The following is a 12,481-nucleotide window of genomic DNA, read 5'->3' on the forward strand; positions in this document are numbered from 1 at the left end:
TAATACAAAATTTTAATAGAAACTTTAAATTCTATTCTTCATTAAATTTCATTAATTCTTCATTAAATTTATCTTTCTCATCATAAAATAATCCATGTCCACTATATTTAAATGGTATGAGTTTTGAATTTCTAATACATTTATTTTGTATTTCTCCCAATTCAAAAGGTACAACTTTATCGTGAATTCCATGTAATATTAATGTTGGAACACTTATTGAGGATAAATCATTAAACAGTTCTTCTCGTATCCATGTATTAGCTACTGCAATAGTTGACCAACTTGCTGCCTGTAATCCCAAACTTAAGAACCAATCAGCAAAAGGTTTAGTTATATGCTGAAAAAAGAATATATCACCAAAATCACTTAACATTTTGGGTCTATCATTATATGTTTGATTAATAATACTAGTTACAGTTTTCTTATCAAGTCCATATGGAAAATTGGGACGTTTAATAAGACTAGGAGCTGCTGCTGCAAAGTTCATAAGTTTTGATACACCGTATTCTTTATACCTTGACATATACCTAACAGCAATGGCTCCTCCTGTAGAATGACCTGCTAGCGTAAAATTTTTCAGTTTTAAAGCTTCCACCACTTTTCTAACATCATCTGCCAGCGTATTATAATCATACCCTATAAATGGTTTATCAGATTTACCAAATCCTCTTTGATCTATGCCAATACATCTATATCCATGTTTAGGAAGTACATTAAATTGATATTCAAATAAATTATGATTTCCAGGCCAACCATGTAAAAACACTATGGTTTTATTTCCATTAGGATTAATATCCTCCACATAAACTTTCACCCAAGGTTCCACTTCAACATAATAGCCCACTAAAATTCCTCCGATATTTAATATTTACCCCTATATATTATTCCGGCAAATATAATCTTGTGAGCATCTAGTTTAACTTAATATAAACTTTCTATTACTTTTTTCGCATTTTCCATTTTTTCATATGTATTTTCTAATATATGTTTTTCTAGCATTTCATAAAACAAAATACCAGTCTCATTATTTCTTTTATGTCTATTTTCATATCCACTATTTAAATTCCTATAAAATTCATCATTAGATTTGATAATTGGATATACTCTCATTTTATCACCCCTAATTATATATTCGAAACATATGTTAAATGTCTAATATATATTGAAAGCTCAAATGATATATTTGTATGTCCATCAAAAGTAATCATTTCATGATTAGGTTCAGATATTACTTCAATTACACAATCTCTATTTAATTTGTTATGTTCCAGTTTTATTTCTTCTACTTTATTTTCTATATCTTCTAATTTATTTGCAGTATAAGTTATGATAGAATTAGGAAAATTATACACCTTACTCACCCTTTCAAATAATTGTTTTTATTTTTATTAAGGTTATTTCCTATGTATTTTCATATATATATATACGAAACACGCATCACTTTTTAGGGTATCATTAAGAAAATCTTTTTTATTATGCAAAATAAGCATCCTAGATGACAGATGCTTATTCTACAATAATAATTGGGGATCTAATTTATATACTTTCTTGTGGCAGTTGCACTTAAGTTTAGTGTGCCCTGCAACTACAGACGCGATGAGGATATTACCTCTATTTTTTTTCATATATGTAAATGCATTATTTTCATTTTCGCTAAGGCTATTTCCTTAGGACACTTATAAGTATATACGGTATTTGTTACGATTTAATGTCATACAAGTAAATTATTTATTTATTTTTTAAATATCCTGTAAATAATATAAAAATAATCTGTAGTTGTTATATATATGTATTATTATTTAACAATAAATAAAATAGAAGGGACAAGTTAAATGGATAATTGGTTTACAATAGATCATATTGATAAGGATACACATATCATTAGCGAATACCGACATTGGGAGGAAACACATGCCTATCTTTTAAATGGTACTGAAAGGAGCCTATTGATTGATAATGGCCTTGGCATTTGCAATATTTATGATGAAGCTATAAAACTAACTGATAAGCCAGTAACTGATGTGGCAACTCATATTCATTTAAAAAAGGTTTTCCCAGCACATCGTTTGAATATACATCCAGAAATACTCATTAGAATGCACAATGCCTTTAGACAGCTAGAATCGGAAGGTAAATTGCATTATGGCAGTGGTACTTTTAAGTACAAAGATTTTGTTATTTGGATGTAATTACAAACTGTAAAAGACAGAGTAAATATATTGAAATTTACCACTTTATACTTGCTTTTCAATATAATTTTATATTCTAGTAGTCATATTTGATTATGCTTTACCATGGTTGAGAACCCAAAGTTTCCAATCTTTTAGCTAATATTTGTTATGTTAAATAGGAATAACATCTTCTTAAATAGAGCAAGATATCTATATCTTAAAATATTAGGAGGTGTAATTATGAATAATAATTCCACATGGAAACAGCAAGTTGGGCAACAACTCCAAGTAGCAAACCAGCAAATTAATCTTTGCCAACATGAAATTCAACAGAGAAAAGACTGCCCTGATGAACAGCTATTTTTACAGAACGCACTGGGTGCAGTGGCAAAGGCATGGGAAATCATCGAATCCAATAAGTAGTGTATAGATCAACAAACGGCAATAAACTTTACAAAGAGCTTTTGACGATAATCCGTTAAAAGCTCTTTACTAATATTTGCAGCTTCCTGTTTATTAGTTTGTATTATCTCTCATTAAATAAGAATGTTCCGACATAAATCTTATTCTAAAACTTTTAAACCATATCACTTTTATCTGTAATGGAACGAGGAAGTAAAAAGACAAAAACAAGTGCCACTATTAAAATAAGAATTCCAAAATAATAAGTATCCCTCTGTGCAAACAGATAGATATCCTTCACACTCAAATTTGTGTTTTTATTATAAACTATCTGACGAGACGTTAAAATAACACTACTAGACGCAACCCCTAGCGTCTGTCCAAGGTTACGCATGGTTGCTAACATTCCAGAAGCAACACCGGCATGTTTCCTAGGAACTGAATTTAAAATGGCTGCATTGATGGAAGAAACACTCAAGCCATTTCCGATTCCCATAGCAATTAATGTAAATATCACTACAGTATAATTGGAAGACTTTTTTAATAAACTCATAAACAGACAACTTACACATATGAAAATCAATCCAATACCAGATGGTAAACGTGTTCCATGTTTATCAGACATACTACCTCCAACTGGCGACATCACCATCATCATAATAGGAGATGCCAGCATAATCAGTCCTGACTGATCCGATGACAATAACAGTATGTCCACTAAATAAAATGGAACTAGATATGTGATTAATTGTTGTACAAGATAGGAAAGCATACATACAACATTTGCCATGCAAAATGTTCTACTTTTAAATAGATGCAGAGACATTAACGGTGATTCTGTATGTTTTTCACGCATGATAAATATATATAATGCAAGAACGCTGAAAAGCATACATCCTAGAAAAGAAACTGATTTCCATCCCCATTTAATGCTAAAGTTAAGTCCTACCGAAAAGGCACCTATTGACATTGAAAATAAAATGGCACCAAGCCAGTCCATACTTTTGCATTCAGAAACTTCTGTCCTGTCATCTGGCATAACAAGGCAGGTTGCAACAAAGCCCAAAATACAAAATGGCACATTAAAATAGAAAATAGCATGCCACGAGGAATGAGTCAATAAAAAGCCGCCAATTGTAGGACCTGCAGCCATTCCTATGGAAATAAATACAGAATTGATGCCGAGAGCTTTACCACGTTCCTTTGAATCAAAAGTTCGGCTAACAATTGCCTGTGTAATAGAAATCATAATACTATATCCGATTCCCTGTAAGCAGCGAAAAAAAATCAGCACCTCTAAGTTTACTGACAATAATGGTGCTGAAATACATACTGCCCCAAAAAATAAAAAACCAATTTTAAACTGTCGTTTATACCCGTAAAGTTCTGCCGTCCTCCCAAAAATCAAAAGAGTACAACATGGTATTAGTGAGTATACTAGTGCTAACCAGCTAATGCTATTCTGACTCACATCAAATTCTTTTGTCAATGTTGGAAGGGCAAGGTTCAAACTATTTATAGAAAATGATACAACTAGATTCGCCATACTAGTCACTGCAAAGATCATCCATTTTTTATATTTGCCTTCATCAATTTCATTCATTTCAACAAAACTCCTTTTCCTCTAGTTCATTATCTTGACTTATTATAATACACATGCTATTATTTGTTAAATAAATCTTATCGATACTATTAATTCGTTTATCGAATAGTTAAAGGAGTTTTAATATGGACACACAGACTTTACAAACCTTTCTTTTACTTTCAAAATTAAAAAATTTTTCAATTACAGCTGAAAATTTATTTGTAGCACAATCAACTGTCACAAACCGTATTGCTGAATTGGAAAAAGAAATTGGTAAGAAATTATTTATCCGGGATAAAAAGCATATAGAACTAACTGGAGAAGGTATTCTTTTTAAGAGTTATGCAAAGCAAATTTTAAAATTAGAAGAAAACGCTATGCAAGAAATGAATCAGGGGGATTTTTTTAAACACACACTTCGAATTGGAAGTAGCAATACTATTTATGAATGTCATTTATATCCTATTATCAGTTCTTTTCTAACTTCCAATCATGACACTTCAGTCAAAGTAGTGCTTGATCATTCACAAGACTTACTGCAGCTGTTAGAAAACCAACTACTGGATATTGTTTTTTCATATATATATTATAAAAAGTCTGGGTATCAATGTATCCCATTTGTCTCTGATGAGCTGATTCTCGTTACCAATCCTAAAAATAATTTCTTTATAAATGGTATCTATAAAAATAATCTACCCAAAATACATTATCTCATGTGTGACCTTGCATTACAAGGAACTGGACAATTTATACGTTCATTATTTCCTAATTATTATCAATTTCTCTTTGAGATTGACAACAGTACAAAACTCGTGCAATATTTACTTGATGGTTTTGGTTATAGTTTTCTCCCCAAAAGCATCGTAAAATCCTATATAGAAAATGATTCCTTGATTTCCATACCATTAATTGATTTTGATACACCTCAAATCAATAGTTATTTTGTCTATAGAACTAATAATCACCAAATACAAAATTTTTTATCAATGTTATGATGAACTTCAAGATATATAATTCTGTGAAGTAATACAAATTATCATATTCTCTTATAACCTTTTTTAATTCAACTTTCACAAGTATAATATAGTAGGTAAATCGTTCATTTTTTCAATCACTTCATTGAATAAGAAGAATGTGGAAGCTATCAATTTATTTTCTTCTTATTCTTTGTATTTTATTAGTGATTTTTAGCTTAGATATTATATTTCAACCTCTATTTCAGACAAATTTAATGCTTTTCCACCAACCTTAACTTCAATAATTTCTTTGCCTTTAGTTACCAAAGAAACAATTATCTCTGAAGGTTTACCCATTGAATAACCTTGCTCAATAACTATACGATTAGTATGGTCAGATTTAATTTTACCATATTTAAATAGATAACATGCAAGTGCACCATTGGATGTGCCAGTTGCAGATTCCTCAGGAATTCCATATAGAGGTGCCAGATTCCTACAATAGGCATTTGAGCCGTTAAGTGATTCAAGCGTAAAAATATGATAACCAATTGTATTATATTTACTGCTAATTTTTGATACCATTTCAAAATTTGGTTTTATAGCATTTACCATATCTATATTTTTAATAGGTATAAGTATATCCCTAAGGCCTGTAGATACGATTTGTATTGGTAGCTCGTCACTTATTTCAGCTGTAGTAATGTTCAGCGACTCTGCAATTTCTTGTTTACATATTGTTTCATAATAGCTTGGGGTATTTTGGCTCATCATAATTGATAAATCTTCCTTTAATTCCACGTTTAAAACTCCGGCCTTAGTTTCTTGAGAGTATTTACCTGGTTCAATGCGTCCTTGGCTTAAGAGTGTGCTAAAGGTTGCTATCGTGGCATGACCACAAATATCAACTTCTTCATTAGGTGTAAAAAATCTCACCTTAAAATCTGCCAAGTCTGATTTCATGACAAAAGCAGTCTCACTAAAGCCAATTATACCTGCAACCTTTTTCATGTCATATTCTGATAGATCGTCTGCATTAATAACAACTCCAGCAGGGTTCCCTCCCTCTATGCATTTTGCAAATGAATTTAATGTATAAGCTTTTACGTTCATAAAACATTTCTCCTTAAAATTTTTGTATAGATTTTTTATTTGAAACTTTCGTTATACTAATTCCATGAGTTAATATTATCATATTTTTCAAATATTTCGTATTAAAAGAGCCTTGGATATATCCCAAACTCTTAACGTCTCAGTACACAAAAATATTCTATTACTACATAAAATATAATTATAAATAATTTTATGGAGATTAATATGGACTCATTTAGACAAAATCAATATTCCAAGGCTAATGCTGTAAAATACGCCATTATATATGCACTTAAACCTAATCCTGCTTATAGATATTTTCCTCTAACAAATAATAACACTAGTGGTGATTGTGCTAACTTTGTTTCTCAATGTTTACACGCCGGTGGTGCACCTATGAATTATAGCACTAGAAACCCTTGGTGGTATAGACATAGTAGCATAAATATAAATAGAGATACTTGGTCTATATCTTGGGCAGTAGCAAATTCTCTTTACTGGTACTTGAAAATAAATCAGGCGTCACACTTACCCGGTGCTAAAGGTTTAGAAGTTCAAAATGTTTCTTTGCTTAAACCAGGGGATCTTATATTTTTTGAAGATAACAAAGGCTTTGTTTTCCATTCTACAATAGTTACATCACTCTTACACAATAAGCCACTAATATCTCATCATTCTTTTGAGGCTTTGAACATACCCTACCAAAGTTCATGGCCAGCATATAAAATGCATTTTTTGAAAATAAGCATTTAAAGTATAGCTGAGAAAAAGGGAGGCTCAGCTTCCCTTAAATTATTATTTCATTAAAACCTCTTATAGTATTACAGAGTATTTTAATTATAAGTGTAATAGATACTACTATAATTCCTATAAGAACCATATTAAATAGTATCCAACTTACATCTAATAAACTAAAACTAAAAAGTAATACAATATGGTTTACTGAGATTATAAAAAGCATTTTAATATTTAACCTTGTCTCTTTTATAAGAAGGTTTATACACAAAATTGATAAAACAATTACAATTGTTTTTAGTTGAAATGTCAATATAAATATTCCCATACCATTTTCGGGGTCATACCAAGGTGACCATTTAAAGTTCGTGGTTGTTATTAATATTTGAGCAGCAATTAAAAGCATATCTAACACACCAGCTAACGAAATTAACATAAGCTTTGCTATTTTCATTTTCCACCCCCATAAAGTTTATCCAATAATAACCTGAACTTATGCTATATTTTTAGAAAATTACGACATAAGATTAGTTAAATCTATTCTTCCGACACCTTATATAAACTCGTAATAACTATATACCCAAGTAGCAACTGAAATATATCCATGAAAGTCATATTGACTCTTAAAAAGAATTCAATTGGTTGTATTAATGTATTTCTTAGAAATGGGACAGGCAAATAAAATATCAATTATCCCTCTCCAATTTCATCAATTAACCATGGTGAATTCCTGTCTTTTCTAATAAGAGTACACCATTTAATATCTTTTCCACTATCTTCAGGGCCAATTCCATCTTTTTTATATTTAACTGTGTACTCAACCTTATAAACTTTTATGTTTTCAGCTTTTGCATGAGTTATTGTACCACGGCCATACTTCATATAAGCCTCCTTTTGTGATGGTCTTTTATCTTCAGATATACTATCAAGTTTAACATGTTTAAGATTTTTATCTATGTCTTTCCATTTCTGTACTTGTGTTGAATTAATTTCTTTTAAATCTTTTCCATTAAGATATTTAAAATAATTTTCTACTACCTGTTGAGCAGGGTCTATCGACTGCTTATCTGGATTTGAAACTTTCCTTTTTGTTATGAAGCAGCCAGTAATTACAATCACAAAGCATAAAATTACCAACATTATTTTTTTCATTTTCCACCCCCATAAAATCTTCCATATACCAATTTCATAAGCTAATATTATCATATTTTTGAAATGTTTTGTATTAAAAAAGAGCCCTGAATTTCTCCAAAACTCTCAATCTATTTCAACCAATAAAATTATTCTAATCCTTTAGCTAAAACCTTTATGATTCCTTTAATAAATTTTTGAGTAACTACTTTATTTTTTACTGCTTCATAAAATAATTCAACCCATTGCTCTTCTAGTAAATCTAGTGGTCTAGGAATAAACATCGGTTTCTCACCTTCATATTTCCACCATGAAAACCTTAATTCTTCTGATCCTGTTTCCCTTATTAGTATTCTTTGGGCCTTAGCAATTTCATTATCATCTATATGTATTTGAGCTTCACTTATAAGATCCCTTATACTTTGACATAAAAGTACACCTCCTATAAAAATTATACTAACTATTTCTAAATAATACTAATACCATATAACTTAAATAAACTAAAATATTAATAAAACTTCCTACAAACAATATATAACTAAGTCCCTGATTCTTAATATTTTCACTTTTATAGCAAAATAGACATCCTAGATGACGGATGCCTATTCTACAAATAATTGGGGATCTAATTTATATACTTTCTTGTGGCAGTTGCACTTAAGTTTAACGTGCCCTGCAACTACAGACACGAGGATGATAATTACCTTCACTTTTCTTTCATATATGTAAATTCATTATTTTCATTTCCGCTAAGGCTATTTCCTTAGGACACTTATAAGTATATACGGTATTTGTTACGATTTAATGTCATACAAGTAAATTATTTATTTATTTTTTGAATATCCTGTAAATAATATAAGAATAAGCACCAGCTTTAACCAGTTCTTATCTTTGTTTAATCATATTTTCATCTACGTAAAAACACCGATTTGCAAATTTATTCATAAAAATATTACATTGCTGTGAGAATTAAAATTCATTTATATAATTTCATTGTATAATAACCAGTTTATAATATTATAGTTAGTATTTATACATCTGATATAGTATTTTAAATACCTTTTATGAAAAAAAAGTGACAACTTATTGTTATATAATTGAGTAATCATTTCTAATTTATTATACTTTTTTTTGATACTTAACTAATTCGTGCTGCTCATTTAAGGAGGAACTTTTTATGGCTAATACTGATTTTTGTACATGTAAAAATTATAGTTGTAAGTTTAACCCACGTAATCATGATCAAGGTTGTAATCTCTGCATTAAAATTTGTCTAAATGATGGTGCACTCCCATCATGTTTTTTTAGGGCTGCTTCTGAAGAACTAAGGGATGTAACAGTAATTGATGACTCATCATATGAAGCTTTTGCAAAACTTATTCTCAATAACAAGAAATAATTAATACCATTAGTTATTCAATATAAATTTCTATTTAGCACGAATTAGAAATTTTTTAATAATTATAAAATATTCTTTACTTAAGTTTTTGGGAAACAACTTTAAAGACAGGATTCGTTTCTTCGTTGACAGAAATAAGCTTAATATATTCACGAATATCAAATCCCCATTCCACATTTGGCGCCTTCTGCCATTCGGTTATTGTTGTAAACAAAGCCTTTTTATTCTTCTCATTAAGATACTTAAAATAATTTTCCACTACTTGCTTAGGTTGCAATAACCGCTGTGAGTCTAATGCTTGTTTTTGCGAACTAATCTGTTGTGTTTTTGTTGTAGAGCAACCAGTAAGTATGATAAACAAAGATAAGATTACCAATGCTATCTTTTTCATTTTACACCCCCATAAAATCTTTCATATACCAATCCTATGAGTTAATATTATCATATTTTCGAAATATTTCATGCTAAAAAGGTTATAAGAGTCACAGTAAAAACTTATATGGCCTAAGTAATTCTCCAGCTACCTTTATTATAGATGAAGGTGTTTAAAAGCACTAAAGAAATTTTAGCACTTCACCTATAAGGATAACGCCTTCTAAGTGCTAAAGCACTAAGAATCCTGTTAATAAGTTTCAGATGGGTAAAAAAACGCACCTGAAACCAAGAACTCTTTTTATATGCCACTATATCGTGAAACAATCCAGAATACAAAATAGGCACCCTAAATAATAGGTACCTATTTTGTATTAGAATGCTTTAAAGGAAATCAATTAATATACTATCTTGTGATGGTTGCATTTAAATTTTACGTGCCCTGCAACCACAGACACAGACAGGATATTATTTTACTTTTGTGCCCTACATATGAATAAACTATTATCACTAAAACAATTCTTTACGTCGTTTTAAGTATATAAAGGATTTGTTACAATTTGATGTCATATAAGTAAATTAATTCCCCACTTTTTAAACATTTTGTAAACTTGATAAAAATAAGCACCAATTTATTATATTTAATCCTAAAATATCTCTTCATAATAACTAGTTTATTTTATTATATATATGAACAATATTCTAAAAATTTATAAATTTTCTAGGGGGATTTATATGAAAAAATCGGACTCATTGTGCTCTCCCATCCATAAAATAGATATTTATGTTATTTATTATTACAAATATAGGAGAGGTTCACATGATAAATTTAAATAATATCAATATAAATAAATATAATTTTAATGATAAAATTAGTAAGAGGAATAACTCTAACTCACAGGACGCAGAAGTTTATAATTTTAAGCCTAGGTCTACTGGTGATAAACATATACTTGACGAAATAAACAATGAGACAGATCCTATAGAAAAACAAGAAGATTTAATTTTCTATTCAGATTTAAGAAAAGCTGGTATAGATTTTAAAAACTCTTCTTCATGGGAACTGGAAAAAAGTCGTATCTCAGGTTTTCCACCAACAACAGCTCCTGGATATGTAAGACAAGCCTTTAGAGAAGCTCTTTTAAATGTACCTGAAAATGAAAGAGCCCATATTGCTTTAAGTTTATCATTTGAGTATGATATGTATAGTTCAAAAAATAAAACAGGAAATCCTAATAGCATTTCTTTTTATAATGACTTTATTAAATATACGTCACAATGCAATGATTTTAATAGAGGTTTATTAGGAGAAGATGTATACACATATACAAAAAAATTGTTAAATGATTTTTCACTAAACTTACAAAAATCAACTACAAGTAAATAGTAAAAGTAAGAAATGAGCCTAATTAGAGCTAGGTTCATTTCCTTTTTATCAGCATAATTTAAATATTACTTTAAAATATTTATGATTTTATTATGATAATATATATCTATTTCACTAAAACGCTAACATAAAAATAATAAAAGTATAACATAAATTTAAATTATATAGTGTATTTTTTGTCCAGTTTATAATATAATAATAAATATGTAAGGTTGAGTGGATTACAGGAAGCTGTATACATTCACAAAACTATGTCATGCATGAAAAAACTTATATGAGCAAGTAGCTTTTAGCCGAAGTTACTTGCTATTTTCTTTTTTAGGTTTATCTACATCGACCCTAACATCATTTAAAACTTTATCTTTTGAAACACTTGTCTTGCTTTCAAAAAACATTTTAATTTTATCTTGCTTATAACAAAATACTGATAAAATACATAGACTTGATACTTCAGTTATGGAAAGCACTATAATGCACAAAAAGAAAAAGCTCATTCATATTACCTCCTCCCATTGTGTCAACCCATTATACCTGCAATCCACTCATATAGCAATTACGGGAGAAGGTAAATTACATAACATGATTTGCTGCTATTAAATACATTATATCACAGTGTACCATAATTATGGTAAAATTAAAAAATAATAATTTATAAATTTATTGAAATTTTAAAAATAATTAAATTATATCGAGAAAGATATGCCTAACTGAGGGTTGATCTAAGTTCTATATATAATTATATGCTGCTACCTATTGAATAAATTCCTATTTAATGCTATCATTTTATTAATAAATCCATATCTTGACAAATAATAATAAAACCTGTGCCCTATTATTAAGAGTACAGGTTTTTGCTATATATTTATTTTAAATTTTGCTCATAAACTTGAATCATTTTCTTAACCATGTTTCCACCTACAGATCCAGCTTCTCTAGAAGTTAAGTCTCCATTATAGCCATCTTTTAAGTTTACACCAACTTCCTTAGCTGACTCCATTTTAAATTGATTTAGTGCTGCTTTAGCTTGTGGAACTACTGGTTTATTACTATATGACATAGTACTCACTCCTTTTTATAGAAAACTTTACTGGTTATATTTAAAGTTTATACATTACTATAAAAATTACTCTAGGTAATTGGATGAATATTTAGTAATATTCATAAAAGTAAGTTAAAACAGGTATGGTATTAAATATAGAAACAAAGTCTTTCTGTAACTGCATTTTTGCTAGAAGATAAATTTATTATATT

At 29.3% G+C, this 12,481-nt stretch carries 17 protein-coding genes; 6 read left to right on the plus strand and 11 right to left on the minus strand.

What is annotated here, in order from left to right; genetic code table 11:
* Positions 1-31 precede the first annotated feature (31 nt).
* From CLJU_RS15195 to CLJU_RS15205, 3 genes are all read right to left on the minus strand, one after another.
* The gene (locus CLJU_RS15195) at positions 32-844 is read right to left on the minus strand and encodes an alpha/beta fold hydrolase (protein ID WP_013239718.1); all 813 of its coding nucleotides are present in this window, start codon (positions 842-844) and stop codon (positions 32-34) included.
* 77 nt (positions 845-921) lie between these two features.
* Complete coding sequence (locus tag CLJU_RS15200) at positions 922-1,110, minus strand: hypothetical protein (protein WP_041705167.1); 189 nt, start codon at positions 1,108-1,110, stop codon at positions 922-924.
* A gap of 14 nt (positions 1,111-1,124) precedes the next feature.
* The gene (locus tag CLJU_RS15205; protein ID WP_013239719.1) at positions 1,125-1,352 is read right to left on the minus strand and encodes a hypothetical protein; all 228 of its coding nucleotides are present in this window, start codon (positions 1,350-1,352) and stop codon (positions 1,125-1,127) included.
* A 480-nt stretch (positions 1,353-1,832) separates the two neighbouring features.
* Between CLJU_RS15205 and CLJU_RS15210 the strand changes: the two genes are divergently transcribed.
* Together CLJU_RS15210 and CLJU_RS15215 are read left to right on the plus strand one after the other, a co-directional pair.
* The gene (locus CLJU_RS15210) at positions 1,833-2,189 is read left to right on the plus strand and encodes an MBL fold metallo-hydrolase (RefSeq protein WP_013239720.1); all 357 of its coding nucleotides are present in this window, start codon (positions 1,833-1,835) and stop codon (positions 2,187-2,189) included.
* A 222-nt stretch (positions 2,190-2,411) separates the two neighbouring features.
* On the plus strand, positions 2,412-2,594 hold the full coding sequence (locus CLJU_RS15215) for a hypothetical protein (protein ID WP_013239721.1): 183 nt from the start codon (positions 2,412-2,414) through the stop codon (positions 2,592-2,594).
* Between the two features lie 154 nt (positions 2,595-2,748).
* Here the strand turns inward: CLJU_RS15215 and CLJU_RS15220 are convergent, their stop codons facing one another.
* A complete protein-coding gene (locus tag CLJU_RS15220; RefSeq protein WP_242825735.1) occupies positions 2,749-4,119 on the minus strand; it encodes an MFS transporter in 1,371 nt (456 codons plus the stop codon).
* A gap of 182 nt (positions 4,120-4,301) precedes the next feature.
* Between CLJU_RS15220 and CLJU_RS15225 the strand changes: the two genes are divergently transcribed.
* Positions 4,302-5,153 carry a LysR family transcriptional regulator gene (locus CLJU_RS15225; protein ID WP_013239723.1) on the plus strand — a complete coding sequence of 284 codons (852 nt, stop codon included), beginning with the start codon at positions 4,302-4,304 and terminating at the stop codon, positions 5,151-5,153.
* Between the two features lie 204 nt (positions 5,154-5,357).
* Here CLJU_RS15225 and CLJU_RS15230 read toward each other — a convergent pair whose 3' ends face one another.
* Complete coding sequence (locus tag CLJU_RS15230; protein ID WP_013239724.1) at positions 5,358-6,227, minus strand: PhzF family phenazine biosynthesis protein; 870 nt, start codon at positions 6,225-6,227, stop codon at positions 5,358-5,360.
* 198 nt (positions 6,228-6,425) lie between these two features.
* On the opposite strand from CLJU_RS15230, the gene CLJU_RS15235 reads away from it, so the two are divergent.
* Positions 6,426-6,959 (plus strand): amidase domain-containing protein, encoded by a 534-nt coding sequence (locus CLJU_RS15235; RefSeq protein WP_406541128.1) that lies wholly within the window; start codon positions 6,426-6,428, stop codon positions 6,957-6,959.
* A 34-nt stretch (positions 6,960-6,993) separates the two neighbouring features.
* On the opposite strand, the gene CLJU_RS15240 is transcribed toward CLJU_RS15235, so the two are convergent.
* The 3 genes from CLJU_RS15240 to CLJU_RS23180 form a co-directional block, all read right to left on the minus strand.
* Positions 6,994-7,395, minus strand: a complete 402-nt coding sequence (locus tag CLJU_RS15240; protein WP_013239726.1) for a hypothetical protein — start codon at positions 7,393-7,395, stop codon at positions 6,994-6,996.
* A gap of 236 nt (positions 7,396-7,631) precedes the next feature.
* Positions 7,632-8,093: a DUF4829 domain-containing protein gene (locus CLJU_RS15245; protein ID WP_013239727.1), complete on the minus strand. Its 462-nt coding sequence runs from the start codon at positions 8,091-8,093 to the stop codon at positions 7,632-7,634.
* Between the two features lie 128 nt (positions 8,094-8,221).
* Positions 8,222-8,356: a hypothetical protein gene (locus CLJU_RS23180; protein ID WP_013239728.1), complete on the minus strand. Its 135-nt coding sequence runs from the start codon at positions 8,354-8,356 to the stop codon at positions 8,222-8,224.
* A gap of 893 nt (positions 8,357-9,249) precedes the next feature.
* On the opposite strand from CLJU_RS23180, the gene CLJU_RS15250 reads away from it, so the two are divergent.
* Positions 9,250-9,471, plus strand: coding sequence for a DUF6485 family protein (locus CLJU_RS15250; RefSeq protein ID WP_013239729.1), 222 nt, complete (start codon positions 9,250-9,252; stop codon positions 9,469-9,471).
* A gap of 76 nt (positions 9,472-9,547) precedes the next feature.
* Here CLJU_RS15250 and CLJU_RS15255 read toward each other — a convergent pair whose 3' ends face one another.
* A complete protein-coding gene (locus CLJU_RS15255; protein ID WP_013239730.1) occupies positions 9,548-9,862 on the minus strand; it encodes a DUF4829 domain-containing protein in 315 nt (104 codons plus the stop codon).
* 801 nt (positions 9,863-10,663) lie between these two features.
* Between CLJU_RS15255 and CLJU_RS15260 the strand changes: the two genes are divergently transcribed.
* Positions 10,664-11,230 carry a hypothetical protein gene (locus CLJU_RS15260; protein ID WP_013239731.1) on the plus strand — a complete coding sequence of 189 codons (567 nt, stop codon included), beginning with the start codon at positions 10,664-10,666 and terminating at the stop codon, positions 11,228-11,230.
* A 299-nt stretch (positions 11,231-11,529) separates the two neighbouring features.
* On the opposite strand, the gene CLJU_RS15265 is transcribed toward CLJU_RS15260, so the two are convergent.
* Entirely contained in the window at positions 11,530-11,724 is a 195-nt protein-coding gene (locus tag CLJU_RS15265; protein ID WP_013239402.1) for a hypothetical protein, read from the minus strand.
* Between the two features lie 368 nt (positions 11,725-12,092).
* The gene (locus CLJU_RS15270; protein WP_013239732.1) at positions 12,093-12,287 is read right to left on the minus strand and encodes an alpha/beta-type small acid-soluble spore protein; all 195 of its coding nucleotides are present in this window, start codon (positions 12,285-12,287) and stop codon (positions 12,093-12,095) included.
* Between the last annotated feature and the right edge of the window lie 194 nt (positions 12,288-12,481).

Source organism: Clostridium ljungdahlii DSM 13528, from assembly GCF_000143685.1.
Lineage (GTDB): Bacteria > Bacillota > Clostridia > Clostridiales > Clostridiaceae > Clostridium_B > Clostridium_B ljungdahlii.

Excerpts from the sequence above, each read along its gene's own strand:
- CLJU_RS15200 (WP_041705167.1), bottom strand. The coding sequence starts at position 1,110 with ATGAGAGTATATCCAATTATCAAATCTAATGATGAATTTTATAGGAAT.
- CLJU_RS15210 (WP_013239720.1), top strand. The coding sequence starts at position 1,833 with ATGGATAATTGGTTTACAATAGATCATATTGATAAGGATACACATATC.
- CLJU_RS15215 (WP_013239721.1), top strand. The coding sequence starts at position 2,412 with ATGAATAATAATTCCACATGGAAACAGCAAGTTGGGCAACAACTCCAA.
- CLJU_RS15220 (WP_242825735.1), bottom strand. The coding sequence starts at position 4,119 with ATGGCGAATCTAGTTGTATCATTTTCTATAAATAGTTTGAACCTTGCC.
- CLJU_RS15225 (WP_013239723.1), top strand. The coding sequence starts at position 4,302 with ATGGACACACAGACTTTACAAACCTTTCTTTTACTTTCAAAATTAAAA.
- CLJU_RS15230 (WP_013239724.1), bottom strand. The coding sequence starts at position 6,227 with ATGAACGTAAAAGCTTATACATTAAATTCATTTGCAAAATGCATAGAG.
- CLJU_RS15240 (WP_013239726.1), bottom strand. The coding sequence starts at position 7,395 with ATGAAAATAGCAAAGCTTATGTTAATTTCGTTAGCTGGTGTGTTAGAT.
- CLJU_RS15245 (WP_013239727.1), bottom strand. The coding sequence starts at position 8,093 with ATGAAAAAAATAATGTTGGTAATTTTATGCTTTGTGATTGTAATTACT.
- CLJU_RS23180 (WP_013239728.1), bottom strand. The coding sequence starts at position 8,356 with ATGTTTATTCCTAGACCACTAGATTTACTAGAAGAGCAATGGGTTGAA.
- CLJU_RS15250 (WP_013239729.1), top strand. The coding sequence starts at position 9,250 with ATGGCTAATACTGATTTTTGTACATGTAAAAATTATAGTTGTAAGTTT.
- CLJU_RS15255 (WP_013239730.1), bottom strand. The coding sequence starts at position 9,862 with ATGAAAAAGATAGCATTGGTAATCTTATCTTTGTTTATCATACTTACT.
- CLJU_RS15260 (WP_013239731.1), top strand. The coding sequence starts at position 10,664 with ATGATAAATTTAAATAATATCAATATAAATAAATATAATTTTAATGAT.
- CLJU_RS15265 (WP_013239402.1), bottom strand. The coding sequence starts at position 11,724 with ATGAGCTTTTTCTTTTTGTGCATTATAGTGCTTTCCATAACTGAAGTA.
- CLJU_RS15270 (WP_013239732.1), bottom strand. The coding sequence starts at position 12,287 with ATGTCATATAGTAATAAACCAGTAGTTCCACAAGCTAAAGCAGCACTA.